The 18,839-nt window shown below is 59.9% G+C and carries 13 protein-coding genes; 11 read left to right on the top strand and 2 right to left on the bottom strand.

The genetic code is table 11. The features are described from left to right. The first annotated feature begins 443 nt into the window (after nt 1-443). The 8 genes from AC1DWZ_RS16210 (at nt 444) to AC1DWZ_RS16175 (ending at nt 14,306) form a co-directional block, all read left to right on the top strand. Nucleotides 444-1,877, top strand: a complete 1,434-nt coding sequence (locus tag AC1DWZ_RS16210; protein WP_477169955.1) for an N-acetylmuramoyl-L-alanine amidase — start codon at nt 444-446, stop codon at nt 1,875-1,877. 237 nt (nt 1,878-2,114) lie between these two features. Then, a complete protein-coding gene (locus AC1DWZ_RS16205) occupies nt 2,115-4,931 on the top strand; it encodes a penicillin-binding protein 1A (protein WP_477169954.1) in 2,817 nt (938 codons plus the stop codon). Nucleotides 4,932-5,355: 424 nt separating this feature from the next. Continuing rightward, nucleotides 5,356-10,662, top strand: a complete 5,307-nt coding sequence (locus tag AC1DWZ_RS16200) for a beta strand repeat-containing protein (RefSeq protein ID WP_477169953.1) — start codon at nt 5,356-5,358, stop codon at nt 10,660-10,662. A gap of 161 nt (nt 10,663-10,823) precedes the next feature. After that, nucleotides 10,824-11,949, top strand: a protein-coding gene (gene prfB, locus AC1DWZ_RS16195) for a peptide chain release factor 2 (RefSeq protein ID WP_477169952.1) whose coding sequence is annotated in 2 segments (ribosomal slippage) — nt 10,824-10,892 and nt 10,894-11,949 — 1,125 coding nt in all. Because the reading frame shifts where the segments join, the coding sequence is not laid out codon by codon here. Then, nucleotides 11,946-12,506: an MOSC domain-containing protein gene (locus tag AC1DWZ_RS16190; RefSeq protein WP_477169951.1), complete on the top strand. Its 561-nt coding sequence runs from the start codon at nt 11,946-11,948 to the stop codon at nt 12,504-12,506. The genes prfB and AC1DWZ_RS16190 overlap by 4 nt, the downstream gene beginning before the upstream one ends. A gap of 78 nt (nt 12,507-12,584) precedes the next feature. Next, nucleotides 12,585-13,445, top strand: coding sequence for a helix-turn-helix domain-containing protein (locus AC1DWZ_RS16185; RefSeq protein WP_477169950.1), 861 nt, complete (start codon nt 12,585-12,587; stop codon nt 13,443-13,445). A gap of 31 nt (nt 13,446-13,476) precedes the next feature. Next, nucleotides 13,477-13,842 (top strand): VOC family protein, encoded by a 366-nt coding sequence (locus tag AC1DWZ_RS16180; RefSeq protein WP_477169949.1) that lies wholly within the window; start codon nt 13,477-13,479, stop codon nt 13,840-13,842. Between the two features lie 59 nt (nt 13,843-13,901). Next, complete coding sequence (locus tag AC1DWZ_RS16175; RefSeq protein WP_477169948.1) at nt 13,902-14,306, top strand: rhodanese-like domain-containing protein; 405 nt, start codon at nt 13,902-13,904, stop codon at nt 14,304-14,306. On the opposite strand, the gene AC1DWZ_RS16170 is transcribed toward AC1DWZ_RS16175, so the two are convergent. Beyond that, nucleotides 14,248-15,210, bottom strand: a complete 963-nt coding sequence (locus tag AC1DWZ_RS16170) for a LysR substrate-binding domain-containing protein (RefSeq protein ID WP_477169947.1) — start codon at nt 15,208-15,210, stop codon at nt 14,248-14,250. The two genes, AC1DWZ_RS16175 and AC1DWZ_RS16170, sit on opposite strands and share 59 nt — an antisense overlap. 127 nt (nt 15,211-15,337) lie before the next feature. On the opposite strand from AC1DWZ_RS16170, the gene AC1DWZ_RS16165 reads away from it, so the two are divergent. Further along, nucleotides 15,338-15,946, top strand: coding sequence for an FMN-dependent NADH-azoreductase (locus AC1DWZ_RS16165; RefSeq protein ID WP_477169946.1), 609 nt, complete (start codon nt 15,338-15,340; stop codon nt 15,944-15,946). Between the two features lie 69 nt (nt 15,947-16,015). Here the strand turns inward: AC1DWZ_RS16165 and AC1DWZ_RS16160 are convergent, their stop codons facing one another. Next, nucleotides 16,016-16,579, bottom strand: coding sequence for a GNAT family N-acetyltransferase (locus tag AC1DWZ_RS16160; protein ID WP_477169945.1), 564 nt, complete (start codon nt 16,577-16,579; stop codon nt 16,016-16,018). Nucleotides 16,580-16,714: 135 nt separating this feature from the next. On the opposite strand from AC1DWZ_RS16160, the gene AC1DWZ_RS16155 reads away from it, so the two are divergent. Together AC1DWZ_RS16155 and AC1DWZ_RS16150 are read left to right on the top strand one after the other, a co-directional pair. Then, nucleotides 16,715-17,527, top strand: a complete 813-nt coding sequence (locus AC1DWZ_RS16155) for an alpha/beta fold hydrolase (protein ID WP_477169944.1) — start codon at nt 16,715-16,717, stop codon at nt 17,525-17,527. 148 nt (nt 17,528-17,675) lie between these two features. Further along, nucleotides 17,676-18,785, top strand: coding sequence for a DUF4238 domain-containing protein (locus AC1DWZ_RS16150; RefSeq protein WP_477169943.1), 1,110 nt, complete (start codon nt 17,676-17,678; stop codon nt 18,783-18,785). Nucleotides 18,786-18,839 lie beyond the last annotated feature (54 nt).

Raw genomic sequence — 18,839 nt, 5'->3', positions numbered from 1 at the left:
TTGGTGAATTGCAGGGTGGCGTCATGTCAACCTGTTGTTTTTGGCGACAAAACAAGCGTCAGCTCCGGTCCGTATCAGGTCGGGAGCGACCCCGTTTTGCGCACATGCGCTGCCTAGGTACCGGCCAGCCCCGAAAAGAATATGCGTCGGAGCATTTATGGTCGGCGGCCCAGGTTCACGACCAACCGCCGGTTTACGTCCCAGGCCAGCTTTGAGAGCGGTTTGGGACCGACATCGACGGTCGCGGAAAGTCACCATACTGGCGCAGGACCTGCAACACAACTGCAATTGCCCAAGAGGTGGGGTCATTCAGGGGGGCAGTAGCTGTCCGATGCCCAAATTTCAGGCAATTTCAATATCTTGTTGCCTTTCAGGTAGTTACGGCATTATATTATGGAAGATTCACGCAACGAACCGGCAACATGCGGAAGAGCCACGATTTTATGTCGCTGCTGCGCGTCAGCACCCTGCTGATTGCCGGCGTCATTGGCACGCTCATGGGCCTGCAGCCCATGGGGATGTCGGCTGCCTGGGCAAAGCCTGCGGTCACTGACGCCAAGCTGGGCGTCGAGCCGGAACTCACCCGCGTCGTACTCGATCTGACGGCCGACACCGGCTTCAAGGTATTTGCGCTAGCCGACCCGTTCCGGGTCGTGATCGACCTTGACGAAGTGGATTGGCAGATTCCAGCCGGGCGCAAGCTGCAGGGGCGGGGCCTGGTTGCGGCCATGCGCTATGGCCTGTTCAAGGTCGGCACCTCGCGCATCGTCCTCGATCTGACGGCGCCCGCCCGAGTCGCCCAGGTCACCCTGGTCGAGAAGACCGGCAATCTGCCGCGCCGCCTGCTGATCGACCTCAAGCCGACGGGCGAGGCTGAATTCCTGTCCCAGATCAAGCGCACTCTGTTCGCGTCCAATGCTGGCGACGTGAGCCCGGCGCCTGCCGAAACCCCGCAAATCACCAAAGTGTCGGCGACCGCCCTGGTCAAGGAACAGCCGGTGCCTGAGACGGAAGGGGGCGGCGGGCAGGTAGGCGGCATGTCAGGCGACCCAGATCCGACGGCGGCCACGGTTTCCGCCAAATCCCAGTCCGACATCATTGTGCCGGATGCCCAGCCGGCCGATCAGGCGATCCTGGTCCCGACCCTGAAGCCCAATGACCCGGCGCTGAAGAAAGAGTCTCGGAAAAAGCCGTTGATTGTGATCGACCCGGGCCATGGCGGCATCGATCCTGGTGCCATCGGCAACGGCACGATGGAAAAAACCATCACGCTGGCGGTGGCCAAGGCGCTGAAAAAGGAATTGCTGGCGACCGGACGTTTCCGGGTGGCGCTGACGCGCGACAAGGATGTCTATATTCCGTTGCGCGACCGTTTCAAGCTGGCCAGGGACGGGTCGGCGGACCTGTTCATTTCCCTCCATGCCGACAGCCATGCCAACTCTAAGACCCGCGGCGCCTCCGTCTATACTCTCTCCGAAAAGGCCTCGGATTCGGAAGCCGAGGCGCTGGCGGCCAAGGAAAACAAGTCCGACGTCATCGCCGGTGTCGACCTCTCGAATGAGAGCCCGGTGGTAACCGGCATCCTCATCGATCTGGCGCAGCGGGAAACCACCAATCTCTCGGCGCGGTTTGCCAAGATGCTGGTGAAATCGCTCAAGCGCGACACCCTGATGCTGGAACAAAGCCACCGTTACGCTGGGTTTGCCGTGCTGAAAGCCCCGGACGTGCCGTCGATCCTGCTGGAAATGGGGTACATTTCCTCGGATGCGGACCAGGAGCTTTTGACCAACAAAACCCACCAAAAGGGCCTCGCCAAGGCCATTTCCCGGGCGATCCAGACCTTCTTCGACTGGCAGGACAGCATCAAGCGCAGCTGAACCGGTGGCCAGCCGCCGGAACCGACCCCCAAAACCCCGGTTAAGTAGTTGCCAGCCATGGAATGATCGCCGTCTTTGGGCCGCAAAATTGCCTTGATCTTGCGGCATCCCTGGCTTACCCGAAGGCCGTTCCCGGGCGTCCGATGATGCCCTCGCACGACAATCCGTGTGGACAGGTGCTGTTTCCGGTACAAACTGACCTTTCGATCACCCCGACTTGCGACGAAAAGCCAAAGCATGACCCGTTTGACGCGCGTTCTTTCTTTCCTGGTCGGCATCTTCATGGTGCTGGCAACTGTGGGTGCCATCGGTGCCTGGCTGGTCTACGGACATTATTCGCAAGGTCTGCCGGACTATTACCAGCTTGCGGCCTATGACCCGCCGGTCACCACCCGCGTCTATGCCGGCGATGGCAGGTTGCTTGCCGAATACGCCAAGGAGAACCGCGTCTTCGTGCCGATCAAGGTGATCCCGAAGCGCGTCATCAACGCGTTCCTCGCCGCGGAAGACAAGTCGTTCTACACCCATGCCGGCATCGACATTCCAGGCCTCATCAACGCGATCTTCATCAACCTCAAGAATTACGGCTCGGACAAGCGCCCGGTCGGCGCTTCGACCATCACGCAGCAGGTGACCAAGAACTTCCTGCTCACCAACGAACGCTCGATCGATCGCAAGATCAAGGAAGCGATCCTGGCGCTGCGCATCGAAAAGGCCTTCTCGAAGGACCGCATCCTCGAGCTCTATCTCAACCAGATCTATCTGGGCGAAGGCAATTACGGTGTCGCTGCAGCGGCGCTCAACTATTTCAACAAATCGTTGGACGAGTTGACGGTGGCGGAAGCAGCCTATCTCGGCGCCTTGCCCAAGGCGCCCAACAATTACTCGATGACCAAGCATCCGGATGCTGCCAAGGAGCGCCGCGACTGGGTCATCTCGCGCATGCTCGAAGATGGCCATATCACGCCGGAAGAGGCGGCGCAGGCGACGGCCGCCCCGCTGGAGCAGAAGGCGCGCAGCGGCGAGGAACGTTTCGAAGCCGATTACTTTGCCGAAGAAGTGCGCCGTGAACTGATGCAGCGCTTTGGCGAGGACGGGCTCTACAAGAAGGGTCTCACCGTCAAGGCCACGGTCGATCCGAACCTGCAGGAAATCGCCGACCGAATTTTGCACAAGCATCTGGTGGCCTTCGACCGGACCCAGGGCTATCGCGGCCCGCTCGGCCACACTGATAGCCTCGACAATTGGAAAGACAGTCTTGTGAAGCTCGGCGCCGTGCCGTGGCTTTATGAGTGGCAGCCGGCGATGGTGCTCAGCGTTGAGAAGGGCGAAGCCAAGATCGGTTTTACCGACGGCCATGAAGGCCTGATCAAGCTTGATGACCTCAGCTGGGCGCGCCGCCGCTCGCCGGAAGGCAAACTGGCCGGCGCCGTAAAGAGTGCCGACGACGTGTTCAAGGTTGGTGACGTTGTCGCGGTCGAGGCAAAGGTATCCGACAAAGACAAGCTCGACGATGTTGAGGATCTCGATGCCAACGGCAATGGCGGCAGCAAGAGCGAGAAGCAGCAGAAAGCTGAAGGCCTGCCGATCTATCTTTTGCGCCAGGTGCCGGAGATTTCCGGCGCCCTCATCGCCATGGATCCTCATACCGGCCGCGTCCTCGCCATGACCGGTGGCTGGTCCTACAAGCAGAGCGAATTCAACCGGGCAACGCAGGCGATGCGCCAGCCGGGCTCCAGTTTCAAGCCGATCGTCTATCTGGCGGCGCTGGAAGCAGGCTACACGCCCTCGACCATCATCCTCGATGCGCCGATTGCAATCGACCAGGGGCCGGGCCTGCCGCTGTGGCAGCCGGAAAACTTCGAGAAGAACTTCCTCGGGCCGGCCACCATGCGCCAGGGCCTGCAGCATTCGCGCAATCTGATGACCATCCGCATGGCGCAGACCATCGGCATGGCGAAGGTTGCCGAAGTGGCCGAGCGACTAGGGGCTGTCGACAAGCTGCAGCAGACCCTGGCGATGGCATTGGGTGCTCAGGAGACCACCGCCTTGCGCATGGTCGGGGCCTATGCCGAGATCGTCAATGGCGGCAAGAAAGTGACACCGACCTTTATCGACCGCGTCCAGGACGCACAGGGTTGGACCATCTATCGCCATGACGAGCGCAAATGCGATCGCTGCCAGGTGGCAACCTATGACGGTGAACCGCCGCCCGAACTGCCCGACGACCGCCCGCAGGTACTGGACCCCGCCAATGCCTATCAGATGGTCTCGATGATGGAAGGTGTCGTGCAGCGCGGCACGGGCAGCGCGGTGAAGGCCGTCGGCAAGCCCTTGGCCGGCAAGACCGGCACCACCAATGACGGGCGCGATGTCTGGTTCATCGGCTATTCACCCGATCTCGTGGCCGGTGTCTATCTCGGCTTCGATCAACCGCGCTCGCTGGGGGCAAAGGCCACTGGCGGTAGATTGTCGGCGCCGATCTTCCGCGACTTCATGATCGAGGCCCTGAAAGACAAGCCGGCGACCCCGTTCCGCGTGCCGCCGGGCGTGCGCCTGGTGAAGGTCAATGAGAAGACTGGCGAGCGTTGGGTGGCCGGCGACGAAGGTCTTGCCATCTGGGAGGCCTTCAAGCCTGGCACCGAGCCCACGGGCCAGCAGCAGATCATCGAAGGTTATGCCAATTACGGCCAGGATGCGGGTTACGGCTCAGTCATCCCGACCGGGCCGTTCGGTCAAGGGCAGGTTGGGGGCCAGGGGGTCTATAAAGACAGCGGCACGACGATCATCGATTCGACCGGTGTCTATCAGGGCGGCCAGCAGCAACCAGCGGCCGGTCAGCCCGTCTATGGCCAGCAGCCACAGGTCTATGGCTATCCGCAGCCCCAATACCCAGTCCAGCAGCAGCAACCTCAGGTCATACAGCCGGGTCAGCCTGTGCCAGTGCAGCCGGTGCCCGGTCAGCAGGCTCCACAGCCCCAATACCCGGTCCAGCAGCAGGCGCCCGTCTTGGTGCCGCCACCGGCCACCGGTGGGGATTCGGGGCTCTATTAAGAGCCGAAACAGACTGCCAAAAAGGAAACAGGGCCTTGTAAACGGGGCCCTGTTTTTTTGCCGCAATTGTGGAATTCCACATTTACTCTCTAAATATGTGGTTTTTATGTTGACTTAACCTCTCCTTTGTCTTTATAGAGCGCCCCACGGGGATTTGGCAGCGCTTCCATTTCTTGGGGAGATGGAGCCGTCTATCAGCAATAACAGCACCATCGGAAGCGCTTGGCAGCGCAAGGTCGCGCATAATTTCCCGGATTTGGCATGAACCTTTTGGACCGCTAGTCGGACTAATGGGTTCGCGAGGGACGCTCGTAACCGGTCCGTAACCCAGCATCGACGGATCACCAGAACGTGTCGGCAGCTTGGCCGAGGCGCAGTGCATTTGCGACCTCGATTTGGATCGATAAGGACCGAAGGAACCTGAATGATGGCTATCACGGCACGTAAAGACCTCGATCGCACGCTCGACGGCACTGCCTTTGGCAATGTGATTTCCGGTACGAACACGCTGAGCGGCAATGCAGGCAAGGACACCCTGGGTGTCGCGCCGAATGTCGTGACCGAGATCAAGTTCGGTGCCACAACGAAGGCTGTTGCCGCCGGTGGCGTCGATATCGCCGGTCAATATGGCACGCTCCACATCAATCCGGACGGTAGCTACACCTTCACGCGCACTACCGCCAACATCTATACCGCCGGCGCGCCCAGCACCGGCGAAGAGGAAGTCTTCACCTATACGCTCAGTGACAAAGGCAACGCGACCAGCTTCGAGACGCTCACCATCGAATTGTTGCCGGATGCCACGCTGACCTATAACGCAGCCACCAAGACCCATAGCGGCACCGGCTTCGACGATTTCCTGGATGCGAACGGCATCGCCGAGAAAGTCGATGGCGGCCTGGGCCAAGACAAGATCGTCGGTGGTGCTGAAGACAATATTCTTTCGGGTGGGGCCGGCAATGACTGGCTGCAAGGTGATAACGGCAACGACACGCTGGAAGGCGGCATCGGCGCCGACAAATTGGAAGGCGGCGGCGGCACGGACACCGTAAGCTATGCGAACGCGACGGCCGGTGTCTCGGCGATATTGTTTGACAACAGCAAGGCCAAAGGCGAAGCGATTGGCGACATCTTTGATTCCGTCGAGAATCTGATCGGCTCGAAGTTCGACGATATCTTGGGTGGCACGGCGACTTCCAATACGCTTGAAGGCCTTGCAGGCAATGATCAACTCATCGGCTATGCAGGCGACGACATTCTGATCGGCGGCGCCGGCAAGGACGAGCTTTTCGGTGGTGCCGATACCGATACGGCGAGCTACATCACGGCAACTGCCGGCATCACCCTCGACCTTACCGGCAAGCTCGCCAACACGGGCGATGCCGCCGGCGATACTTTCTCCAGCATCGAGAATTTTGTCGGCACGAATTTCGCCGACAAGATCTATGGCAGTACAGGCAACGATTTCCTGATCGCCGCCGGGGGCAACGATTTTATTGACGGCGGTGTGGGTAACGACACGGTCTTCGGCGGCGACGGCAAGGACGAGATTCATGGCGGCGCCGACAATGACACGCTCTATGGCGAAGGGGGCGACAACAAGGTCTTTGGTGACGCCGGCAATGACGTGATCACCGGCGGTGGCGACGATGACGTGCTCGATGGCGGCACAGGCAATGACAAGGTCTATGCCGGAGCTGGCTATGACACCGTCTATGGCGATGCCGGAAATGACGAACTGCATGGCGAAGGCCAAAACGACGCGCTTTTCGGCGGTGCAGGCAATGACAAGCTCTATGGCGAAGAGGCGGGTGATCATCTCGATGGCGGTGCGGGCAATGACGATTTCTTCGGCGGCGCGAACTATGACACCGTCAGCTATGGCTCAGCCCTGACCGGTGTCACCGTCAATCTCGAGAATATTGCTGCCAACACGGGCGACGCAGCGGGCGACACATATGATTCGATCGAGACGATCGAGGGCAGTGCCTTCAACGATACGCTGACCGGCCTAACGAACGCAGCCAATTCCCTGGTCGGCGGTCTTGGCAACGACAAGATCACCGGCGGCAAGATGGATGATGAGCTTGCCGGCGAGAGTTTCAACGACGTCGTCGTACTCAATGGGGGCAACGACGAATTGCACGGTGCTGATGGCGCCGACTGGCTCTGGGGCGGTACCGGCAACGACAAGCTTTATGGCGACGAAGCTGGCCAGAGCAACATGGATACGCTCATCGGCGGCGCCGGTGCCGACGAACTGCATGGCGGCGACGGGTTGGATACGGCGGGCTACAATGACGCAACCGCCGGGGTCACCATCAACCTCGCCGACACCTCGAAGAATACCGGCGATGCCAAGGGCGACACCTATGACAACATCGAGACCTTCGCGGGCTCCTACTACGCTGACAAGATGATCGGCGGGGCGGGCAACGACTCGTTCCAGGGCAATTATGGCAACGATACGCTGGAAGGCGGCGCCGGCAATGACGGCCTCGGCGGTGGCGCCGGCAACGACACGCTGAAGGGCGGCGCCGGCAACGACTTCGTCCTCGGCGGTGACAATGACGATATTGCTTATGGCGATGCCGGCGATGACAACATTGACGGCGAAGCCGGCAACGACAAACTCTATGGCGGCGCGGATAACGACACGATCTTGGGCGGTGACGGCAACGACTATATCGATGGCGGCTCTAAAAACGACGAACTGCATGGCGGCGCCAACGCCGACACAATTCTTGGTGACATCGGCAACGACTATATCAAGGGTGACGCGGGTAACGATAATCTCGACGGCGGTGCAGACGATGACCAGATTTGGGGCGGCGATGACGAAGATGTCGTCAATGGCGCCGCCGGCAGTGATCAGCTCTACGGCGATCTCGGCAACGACAAATTGAATGGCGGTGCGGGTAAGGATGTACTGACCGGTGGCGCCGGCAATGACCAACTTAAAGGCGGGACTGAGAACGACATCCTGAACGGCGAAGACGATGACGACCAGCTCTGGGGTGAAGCCGGCATGGACGAGCTGTACGGCGGCGCCGGCAAGGATGTGCTCGACGGCGGCGCGGCGAATGATCTGCTCAAGGGCGACAGCGGCGACGATAAACTCATCGGCGGCGCTGACATGGACTATCTCTATGGTGGTTCCGATAACGACCAGCTCGATGGCGGTGTGGACGACGATCACCTCTTTGGCGACGATGGCGATGACCAGGTGCTGGGCGGTGCCGGCAATGATCAAATCGAAGGCGGCACCGGCAACGATAAAATCGACGGTGGCATTGGCAATGATGACATCGAAGGCGGCGCTGGTGCTGACGATATCACCGGCGGTCTCGGCAATGATGTGCTGATCGGCGAAGACAATGACGATGTTCTGGATGGCGGCGCCGGCAACGACTTCCTTGATGGCGGCAACGGCATCGACACCGTAACCTTCCGCAATGCGACGGCTGCGGTGATCGCCAGCCTGACCACCGGTATCGGTACACTCGGTGAAGCGTTAAACGACACCTACGCCAATTTCGAGAATCTCGAAGGCTCGAAATTTGCTGACACGCTGACCGGCGATGGCAAAGGCAATGCCCTGTCGGGCGGCGCCGGAATCGACAAACTATACGGTCTGAACGGCAATGATCAGATCGAAGGTGGCGCCGGCGCTGACACGATCGACGGTGGTGTCGGCACGGCCGATCTTGCCAGCTATGCACATTCAACCGCTGGCGTGACTGTCAATCTGCTCTCGGATGTCAACAGCGGCGGCGATGCCACAGGCGACAAGCTGAGCGGCATCGAATGGGTTCGTGGGTCTGATTTTAACGACAAGCTGACGGGTGACGCTGCCGACAACCAGCTCTTCGGCGGCGACGGCAACGATACGCTGGATGGCGGCAAGGGCAACGACTTCCTGACCGGCGACGATGGGGCCGACGTCATGAATGGCGGCGACGGCAATGACGAATTGTGGGGCGGTGCCGACAACGACAAATTGTCAGGCGGCCTCGGCAATGACACGCTTTATGCCGATGGCGGTGATGACACGCTTTATGGCGACGAAGGTGCCGATTATCTCAATGGCGGTACCGGCCAGGACACGGTGAGCTATGTCGGCGATCCGGTCGGCAACATCATCATCGACCTCACCAACACGGCCAACAGCACCGGCTGGGCTAAAAACGACAGCTATGGCAGCGTCGAAATGTTCGTGACCGGCGACGGCGCCGACACCTACATCGGCAACGATGGCGACAGTGGCTTCAAGGCCGGTGGCGGTGTCGATACCTTGAGCGGCGGCAAGGGCAACGATTACCTGTATGGCGAAGCCGGCGATGACGTGATCCATGGCAATGAGGATGACGATGATCTGGTTGGCGGCGAGGGCAATGATACGCTGTTCGGCGATGCCGGCAGCGACGCCTTCTATGCCGATGCCGGGAATGACACCTATTTCGGCGGCACCGGTACGGATTATGTGCGGTTCGAGCTTTCCAAAGCGGGCGTCACCATTGACCTCAAGACCAGCGCCCTCAATACCGGCGACGCCAAAGGCGATAGCTATAACAGCATCGAATATTTCCAGCTCTCCAACTTTGCCGACAAGGCCTATGGCAGCGACAATACCGATAACATCAGCGGCAATGCCGGAAATGACATCATCGACGGCCGCGATGGCGATGACTCATTGAATGGCGACGAGGGAAATGACCAGATCCTCGGCGGTGCCGGCAACGACTCGATCTTCGACAGTGCCGGCAACAATGAGATTGATGGCGGCAGCGGCAACGACACGATCAGCGCGGGCGCAGGCAACGACAAGATCCTGGGCGGCGCCGGCAACGACACCATCTTTGCCGGGGCAGGCAGCGACATCGTCGATGGCGGAATCGATGAGGATCAGGTCCATGGTGGTGTCGGCATCGACACGCTGACCGGCGGCGCCGGCAACGACACATTGTGGGGCGACGACAACAACGACACGCTTGACGGTGGCCTCGGCAACGACACTCTGCTGGGCGGCCTCGGCGACGACAAATTGCTGGGCGGCGACAACGTTGATCAATTGTCGGGCGATGAGGGCAACGATACGCTGGATGGTGGTGCCGGCAAGGACAATCTCTCGGGCGGTATCGGCAATGACACCCTCATTGGCGGCAGCGAAAACGACATTCTCCAGGGCGACGCCGGCAATGATAAGCTCGACGGCGGCACCGGCAACGACCAGCTCGATGGCGGTGCCGACAATGACACGCTGTCGGGCGGGGCAGACAACGACATACTCTATGGCGGCAACGGTAACGATACGCTGGACGGTGGTACGGAGAACGACTCTCTGGACGGTGGCGCTGGCAACGACGTCCTGAAGGGTGGTGACGGCAGCGACCTCCTCTACGGCGGTACCGGCGACGATACGCTGACCGGCGGTGCCGGGCTGGACAAATTCAATCTCCATGACAACGGTACGGTTGAGCACGACAAGATCACCGATTTTGTCCTCGGCCAGGACAAGCTCTATTTCGACGACATCCTGGATGGCGGCGGCGACAATCTGCAGGATCTGATCGACGCCGGGTTCGACGCAAAATCGGCCGGTACCACGCTGACCATCAGCTGGGATGATGGCGCCTCGAACGTCACCATCTCCGGCTGGACCGGCGGTCAGGTCGACAGCATGCAATCGCTGGCCTGGAATCTGGGCGCGGATCTGGTCATCGCTCATTGACGGGGTGTGGCGGCGGATAGGGCCGGAATCGCCTTATCCGCCGCAATATCTTCCCCTGTTAGATAAGCGATCTCAACGGCTTGACGGCAAAAGGTTGACGTACCGGCCGGCAGACGGCATGTTCCGGCCCGCATTCGAGCTGGAATATTTAGAGGTATGTCATGCGCGCTGAGATCGAGGCGGCGGCGGGGGAGATCAGATCTTCCTTGGCCCTGCTGAGGAGGCATCTTTGACTGGGACAACGCCCTGCGTCGTCTCGACGAACTGAATAACCTCTCCGAAGACCCGACCCTATGGGACAAGCCTGAAAAGGCGCAGAAGGTGATGCGCGAGCGCACGCATCTGCAGAATTCCATGGATGGCTACAAGGCACTGGAGCGCGAACTCGATGACGCGCTGACTCTGGCCGAGCTGGGCGAGATGGAAGGCGACACGGCATCCATCGACGAAGCCGAAAAGCTGATCAAGGAATTGAAGGCCAAGGCCGGGCAGCGCGAGCTTGAAAGCCTGCTCTCGGGCGAAGCCGACCAGAATGACTGCTATCTCGAAGTCCATGCCGGTGCCGGCGGGACCGAGGCCCAGGATTGGGCGCAGATCCTCCTGCGCATGTATACGCGCTGGGCGGAAAAGCATGGCTATAAGGTCGAGTGGCTGGAAGAGAGTGCCGGCGAAGAAGCGGGCCTCAAATCCGCGACCATCGAGATCAAGGGCCCCAATGCCTATGGCTGGCTGAAATCGGAAAGCGGTGTCCATCGCCTGGTGCGCATTTCCCCCTTCGATTCCAATGCCCGGCGCCATACGTCGTTCAGCTCGGTCTGGGTCTATCCGGTGATCGACGACAACATCAATATCGAGATCCTCGACAAGGATTTGCGGGTCGATACGTTCCGTGCGTCGGGCGCCGGCGGCCAGCACATCAACAAGACCGACAGCGCCATCCGCATCACCCACGAGCCGACCGGCATCGTCGTGTCATGCCAGGCGGATCGTTCGCAGCATCGCAACCGCGCTATGGCCATGGACATGTTGAAAGCCCGCCTCTACGAGCGCGAGCTGCGCATCCGCGAGGAAAAGGCTCAGGCGATCGCTGATTCCAAGACCGATATCGGCTGGGGCCACCAGATCCGTTCCTATGTGCTGCAGCCCTATCAGATGATCAAGGATCTGCGCACCGGAGCCGAGACCAGCGACAGCCAGGGCGTGCTCGACGGTGACATCGATCTGTTCCTCTCCGCTTCGCTCGCTGCCAAGGTGCATGGTGGCGAGGGCGAAAGCGAAACCGCATGACAGAGGCGCCCGGCATCGGCGCCCACGTTGTCGGTGTCAGCCTGGCGCGTGGCCATGATTTTGCCAAGCAGCCGGCATTCGAGATCCGGCTGCTGACCGGCCTCGGTGTCGCGGGCGATGCGCATATGGGCGAGACGGTGAAGCATCGGAGCAGGGTCGCCAAGGACCCGACCCAGCCCAATCTCCGCCAAGTGCATCTCATCCAGGCAGAGCTGTTCGATGAACTCGCTGTGCGCGGCTTCAAGGTGGCGCCGGCTGAAATGGGTGAGAACGTCACCACGCGCTGCATCGACCTTCTGGCACTGCCGGAAGCCACCCGCCTGCAGCTGGGCGCCGAGGCCGTGGTCGAGATCACGGGCCTCCGCAATCCCTGCATCCAGATCGACCGTTTTCAGAAGGGCCTGATGGAAGCGGTGCTCGACCGCGATGCTGCCGGTGCGCTCATCCGCAAGGCGGGCGTCATGGCTGTGGTGATCAGGGGCGGCGATGTGCGCCCTGGCGACACAATCTCCGTTTCTTTGCCCTCCGGCACTTATCGGCCATCAGCCCCCGTCTGACGCCAGAACAGCAAGATTTGCCAAGTTTCAGATTGTGATTTGCCTGATCCTGTCCGGCCGTTCTAGCTTTGCCGGACCATGCTCGTGACATCCTTGTGCAGCACGCCGAACCTTACTGCCAACCTCTACCGGTGCACCGCCGGCCCGGAGGATAAGCCGTTTGCCGAGGCCCATGATGCCTATTCGGTGGCTTTCGTCCGGCGCGGCAGTTTCGGCTATCTTCATCGCGGCCGCCATTTCGACATGCTGCCGGGCTCGATCCTCATCGGTCATCCGGGAGATGAATATACCTGCACGCATGACCATCATGGCGGCGGCGATGAGTGCCTCTGCTTCAAGCTGAAGCCGGCGCTGGTCGAGACGATGGGTGACGATGCCGGAAATTGGCAACGCGGTGCTGTGGCGCCACGGGCGGAATTGATGGTGCTGGGTGCCCTGGCTGAGGCCGCGGCTGCCGGCGACAGCAATGTGGCCCTCGAAGAAGCGGGGCTTTCCCTGGTCGCCAAGGTTGCGACCCTCGGCACCGGTGACCGCCACGGCACCGGGAAAATCCGCGCCCAGGATCGCCGCCGCATCGTGGCCGCCGCGCATTGGATCGAGGAACATGCACAGGAGGAGATCGACCTTGCTGCCGCAGGGCGCGAGACCGGCCTTAGTGCCTTCCACTTTTTGCGCCTCTTCGCCAAGATCGTCGGTGTCACGCCGCATCAATATCTCATTCGCGCGCGCCTGCGCCGGGCAGCCCGGCTGCTCGCCGAAGAAGACCAGTCGATCACCGATATCGCCTTTGAGATCGGCTTTGGCGATCTTTCCAACTTCGTGCGCACCTTCCATCGCGCCGCAGGCCTGTCGCCGCGCGCCTTCCGCCGTCTTGCCCAAAGCGGCATGCGCGCCCATGAGCGCAAGATCCTCCAAGAAAGACTGAGCCGCGCAGCCTAGTTTCGCGACTTCAGTCATCAAGGAGGTCGTCATGTTCGATCATTTGGGTTTGCACGTGAAGGACGTCGCTGCCAGCGTCGCCTTCTACAAGGCCGTGATGGCGCCGCTCGGCGCCAAGGTCTGTTCGCAGGATGAATCCGGTGCCGGTCTTGGCCCGGACGGCAATGCCGTGCTGTGGCTTTATGCACATAAAGGGTCGAAGGGGCCGGGCACGCACGTCGCCTTTGTCGCCCCCGACCGCAAGGCGGTCGAGAAATTCCATGCCGCCGGCTTGAAGGCCGGTGGCGTGGATAACGGGCCGGCGGGGTTGCGCGCCGATTATAGCCCGACCTATTTCGCAGCCTTCCTCACAGACCCCGACGGCAACAATGTCGAGGCGGTCTATATGGGGAAATAGTTGACGTCTCGACCCTGGACTGCAGGATGGGATCCCACCCATCCTGCAGAGCCAATGCCATGACGATTAGCAAGGGTTACAAACAGATGCTGGCCGAGGCCAATGCCGCGATCATCGCGGTCGAGCCGGCCGCAGCCATCGCCCGACAGAACGACCCCGCAACAGTGTTCGTTGATCTCCGCGACCCGCGCGAGTTGGAGCGCGAGGGCAAGATTCCCGGCGCGTTCCATTGCCCGCGCGGCATGCTTGAATTCTGGATCGACCCGGAAAGCCCCTATCACAAGCCGATCTTCGCCGAGCCCAAGAACTTCGTTTTCTATTGCGCGAGCGGTTGGCGCTCGGCCCTTTCAACCAAGACGGCGCAGGATATGGGCCTTGCCAGCGTCGCGCATCTGAGTGGCGGCTTCACCGCGTGGAAGGCGGCGTCGGGGCCGGTGGAGACAGTAATGCCGAAGGCAAAGTAGCGCGGTCGACTGTCATATCGGGCAGGGTCGCCAGCAGGAAATCGATGACCGTCCGCACCGAAGGCAGCATGCCACGGCGCGAGGTGAAGACCAGATGGCGGATGCCGCGCCCACCGTGCCAATTGGGCAGGATGCGCAGCAGCTGCCCCATGGCCAGTTCCTGGCGGCAGGCTTCCTCCGGCAGGCAGGTGATGCCGATGCCGGCGACCGCTGCCTCGACCAGCATGTTGAAATCAAGGCAAGCCAGGCGCGGCTGGTGGGCGAAGATCTCTTCCGCGCCATCAGGGCCAGCGAGCAGCCATTGGCTGTCGCCGAAGTCTTCATCATGGCCGAGGGTCGGGAAGGCCTGCAGATCGACCAGCGATTCCGGCATGCCGAACTGGGCAATGAGATCCGGGCTGGCGACGATGAAATTGGCGCTCTCACCAAAGGCGCGCATGGTGAGATTGGCATCGGTGTCGAGGCGTCGGCGGATACGGAGCGCGATATCGATCCGCTCGCCGATGATGTCGATGCGGCGATTGGCGATGACCAATTGCAAGCGCAGCTTGGGATAGCGTTGCAGAAAGCCGGGCAATTGCCGGCCGAGTGCATGGGAGATACCCATCGGCAAACTGACGCGCACCAGACCCCGAGGCTCGCCCTGGACGCGCGCCGCCACGTCATCGGCGGCCTCGGCTTCGGTCATGACCACTTGGCAGTGGCGATAGAATTCCTGGCCGAGTTCCGTCACCACGAAACGCCTTGTCGAGCGTTCGAGGAGGCGCACACCTAGATCGGCCTCCAGCCGCGTCACATGGCGGCTCAATTTGGATTTCGGAACGCCGATGGCGCGGGCGGCGTGGCCAAAGCCGCGATGCCGCACAACCGCTTCGAAATAAGCCAGGTCATTCAAGTCGCGCATCGGCCAGCTCCTCGGTTATTGTTCCAAATATAGAACAAGACGTTGGAAATTGGCCAGCTTATCGGCGATTGGATCTATCCATACCTTCAAAGCATCGAGTTCATCGGCAATGAAGGAAAGTATTCTTATGAAGATTCTCCATATCGATTCCAGCATCCTGGGCGGCGCGTCCGTAAGCCGGCAGCTTTCCGCCGATATCGTTGCCAAGCTGCGTGCCGGCGATCCCGGCGCCGAGGTGACGTATCGCGATATCAGCAGCAACCCGCTGCCCCATCTCTCTGGTGCCGTGCTGGCTGCAGCACAAGGCCCGCAGGATGTGACGGGAGATCTCGCCGCCGACCTCAAGACCGGTGGAGATGTGCTCGCCGAATTTCTCAACGCCGACACCATCGTCATCGGCGCGCCAATGTATAATTTCGGCATCAGCAGCCAGTTGAAAGCCTGGGTCGACCGCATCCTCATCGCCGGCAAGACGTTCCGCTACACCGAAAAGGGCCCGGAAGGATTGGCCGGCGCCAAGAAGGTGGTGGTCGGTATCTCGCGTGGCGGCTTCTATGGGCCGGAATCCGGCATGGGTGCATTCGAGCATCAGGAAAGCCATCTGAAGGCTGTGTTCACCTTCATCGGCGTCACCGACATCACCTTCATCCATGCGGAAGGCCTCGCTGTCGGTGCGGACCAGAAGGCGGCGGCCCTCAGCAAGGCCGCAGGTGCGATTGCATCGCTCGCTGCCTGATATCGTCGACCGTAACAGCAACCCGTCCGGCCCCCCGCACAACTATCGGGGCTGGACGGGTTTCTTAGTTCAGTGCCTTGCCGCTGGCGAAGCGGCTGCCTTTGCTATCACGGGCACGCGGCTGAACAGCATAATGGGATTGCCCTTATATTCGACCGTGCCGACACGGCAGTAGCCGGACTTCTCGGCAACGCGCATCGAGGGTTGGTTGTCGAGATCGATGATGCACACCGTCGTCCCCCCGTTGAAGCGCACATCGCCCCACGCCGTCACGGCCTGCATGGCCTCGGTCGCATAGCCTTTGCCGCGGGCGCGGGCGACGATCGCCCAGCCCACTTCCGGACATCCGTTCAACGGTGAATCGATCTCGCGCTTGAAATCGGCAAGGCCGGTATCGCCGATGTAGCAGCCGCTGGCCTTTTCCTCGATCGCCCAGAAGCCGTAGCCGAGCAGTGCCCAATGGCCGGCATAGCGCAGCACGCGCGCCCAGCTTTCTTCGGCCGTGAAGGGACGGCCGCCGATATGCTTGGTGGTGTCGGGATCGCCCCACATTTCAGTGCAGGCTTTGAGGTCGGCGAGGGTATGGCCACGCAGCCGCAGCCGCGGTGTTTCAAGAACAGGTATCTCGCTCATCATCCATCACAAGAGAATCATTGCAAAGACTCGCGTACAGAGAATAGCGCATCTTTCCGGCTTGGCTATAGATTGACCTGTATACAGGTTCTATTATACATTGGTTCAATAATGGAGATCGAGGGGAAAATCGCCGTGCCGCACTTTCAGGGAAGCCAGACGCGTCTCTATTACGACCAAAGCGGTACGGGCCCGGATATCGTTTGGATCGGTGGCGGCGGCGCCATGGGCAAGGATTGGCAGCGCTTTCAAACGCCATATTTCGATTCCCGCTTCCGCAGCACCGTGTTCGACAATCGCGGCATCGGCGCCACCACCTGCAACGCCGCCATGCCCTGGGCGATCGAGGACTTCGCCCGCGATGCCGCAGAATTGATCAAGGGCGTGTGCTCCGGGCCTGTGGCCCTGGTCGGCTCGTCCCTGGGTTCCGCCATCGTACAGCAGGTCGCCATCGACCATCCGGACCTCGTCCGGGTTGCCGTGATGATGGGGACCGGTGCCTGGAGCACCGGCTGGGGCTGGGACTATCAGGAAGCCGAAATCGAGTTTCGCAAGGCCGGCGGCAGCCTCAGCGGCATGATGGGCGTCACCCATTACGCTGCGATGCTCTATCCGGCGCGGGCGTTAGGTGATCGCGTGCTATGGCCGAAATTGAAGGCCTTGCTGCTGGAATGGATGGAAAGCGGCACCAATGAGGAATCGCTGGTCCCGCAATGGGACGCAAGCCTCCGCTTCGATCAGCGTGAAGCCCTGAAAACCGTCCGCGTACCGTGCCACGTGCTGGGCTTCGCCGAAGACGTCGAAGCCCCACCCCAGGACGGCGAAGAAGTGGCGCAGCTCATTCCCGGCGGCAAATTCCATTTGCTGGAAGGCATGGGCCACGGCTCGTGGTATGGCCACAAGCATGACGAGATCAATGCGGTGATTGAGGGGATTGTGGGCATCTAAAAGATCGCCCTTGTAAGTCGACAAAATCCCTTTGTTGCAGAGGCTTTCTTAAACTCCCAAAATACTGGACAATTCTCACTTGATGGTTGACGACTGCAGCGTCGCTTCTTTCAAGAGTGTGGCTTGCACAGTACCAATGGGAGCGCACTTGTCCGATCATAAAAATCAACATTTTGTTCCGAGGTGCCACCTGAAGCCGTTTACGATCGGCGGCGACGGCAAGGCCATAAATTTATACAATATCAGGCGGAATGTTTTCGTAGATGGTGCGCCGATCAAAGGTCAATGCGCCAAAAATTTCTTCTACGGCGAAGATTTGGTAATAGAGAAGGAACTGCAACTCATTGAAGGCTCTTACGCGAGAGTAATCGCCGGACTTAGTGCTCGGCAGCGGGTGACAGATTCAGATTTGGCCCTATTGAGAGCTTTTGCATACTTGCAGCATTTACGGACAGATGTCGCGGCGAAGCGCGCGGGGCATTTCCGGGAAGGTTCGCAAAATGCTGCTTACGAAGGAACTGGAATTCCAAAGCCTGAAATCGACCTTTCAGAAAGGTCACTAATTAAGTTCTCCCTGCTAATGTTTGCCCGTAGCAATGAACAAGTTGACGATCTGAAAATTTGTCTTTTGGAGAACGAGACATTCATTGAGTTCGTGACTTCCGATAATCCAACTATCTTGGTCAATAAGTTTCATGAACAGAAACTATCTAGAAAAATTTTTGGAATCGGATCGTCGGGAGTAATTCTATTTCTGCCACTGACCCCTCGGCTACAGCTGATGTGCTATGATGGAGACATATACACAGTCCCAGGCAAGTCTCTAAATCGAATACGTGTGCGTAGCTCAAAGGATATTAGAGCTATCAATCGACTGCAGTTTTTATGGGCCGATAAGAACATATACTTTAGCAACCTGACTCAGAAAAACTTAATCTTAGAAGACATAGCGCTAACAAAGCGTACTGAGATCGCCGATCAAATCCGCTTCTCAACATTTGTTCCCGATGGGCAGCCAATAGAAGGTGTTGAACGACACAAACGTGCAACACGTGAGGAGATCGAGAAAGCCAAACGCAAAATGGTCGTATTTGAGGTGGTGTACCCCACTCCAGCATCTTGGCCTTCGCTTTTGAAGTACAGAGAGTCGCCGCGTACGTATTCGAATGGTTCCGCGATTGGCCATATAAGAAAGGCGATTGTTCCAATCGTGATTAAGCGTTCACACGAGCGAAGGACGGCAGAGCCGGACGAATAACCCAAGTCTCGACCGTTGCGACGCACCTTCATGGACCGTCCCGGCATCGGAGTG

Source organism: Dongia sp. P2_B8 (assembly GCF_056404715.1).
Note: the sequence above shows the minus strand (reverse complement) of the source record. Positions and strands in the feature narration are given on the sequence as shown.

Bases quoted from the DNA above. Each gene is read 5' to 3' on its own strand.
- AC1DWZ_RS16200 (WP_477169953.1), top strand. From the start codon at position 5,356: ATGATGGCTATCACGGCACGTAAAGACCTCGATCGCACGCTCGACGGC.
- AC1DWZ_RS16160 (WP_477169945.1), bottom strand. From the start codon at position 16,579: ATGAGCGAGATACCTGTTCTTGAAACACCGCGGCTGCGGCTGCGTGGC.
- AC1DWZ_RS16185 (WP_477169950.1), top strand. From the start codon at position 12,585: ATGCTCGTGACATCCTTGTGCAGCACGCCGAACCTTACTGCCAACCTC.
- AC1DWZ_RS16205 (WP_477169954.1), top strand. From the start codon at position 2,115: ATGACCCGTTTGACGCGCGTTCTTTCTTTCCTGGTCGGCATCTTCATG.
- AC1DWZ_RS16190 (WP_477169951.1), top strand. From the start codon at position 11,946: ATGACAGAGGCGCCCGGCATCGGCGCCCACGTTGTCGGTGTCAGCCTG.
- AC1DWZ_RS16165 (WP_477169946.1), top strand. From the start codon at position 15,338: ATGAAGATTCTCCATATCGATTCCAGCATCCTGGGCGGCGCGTCCGTA.
- AC1DWZ_RS16175 (WP_477169948.1), top strand. From the start codon at position 13,902: ATGACGATTAGCAAGGGTTACAAACAGATGCTGGCCGAGGCCAATGCC.
- AC1DWZ_RS16210 (WP_477169955.1), top strand. From the start codon at position 444: ATGTCGCTGCTGCGCGTCAGCACCCTGCTGATTGCCGGCGTCATTGGC.
- AC1DWZ_RS16170 (WP_477169947.1), bottom strand. From the start codon at position 15,210: ATGCGCGACTTGAATGACCTGGCTTATTTCGAAGCGGTTGTGCGGCAT.
- AC1DWZ_RS16180 (WP_477169949.1), top strand. From the start codon at position 13,477: ATGTTCGATCATTTGGGTTTGCACGTGAAGGACGTCGCTGCCAGCGTC.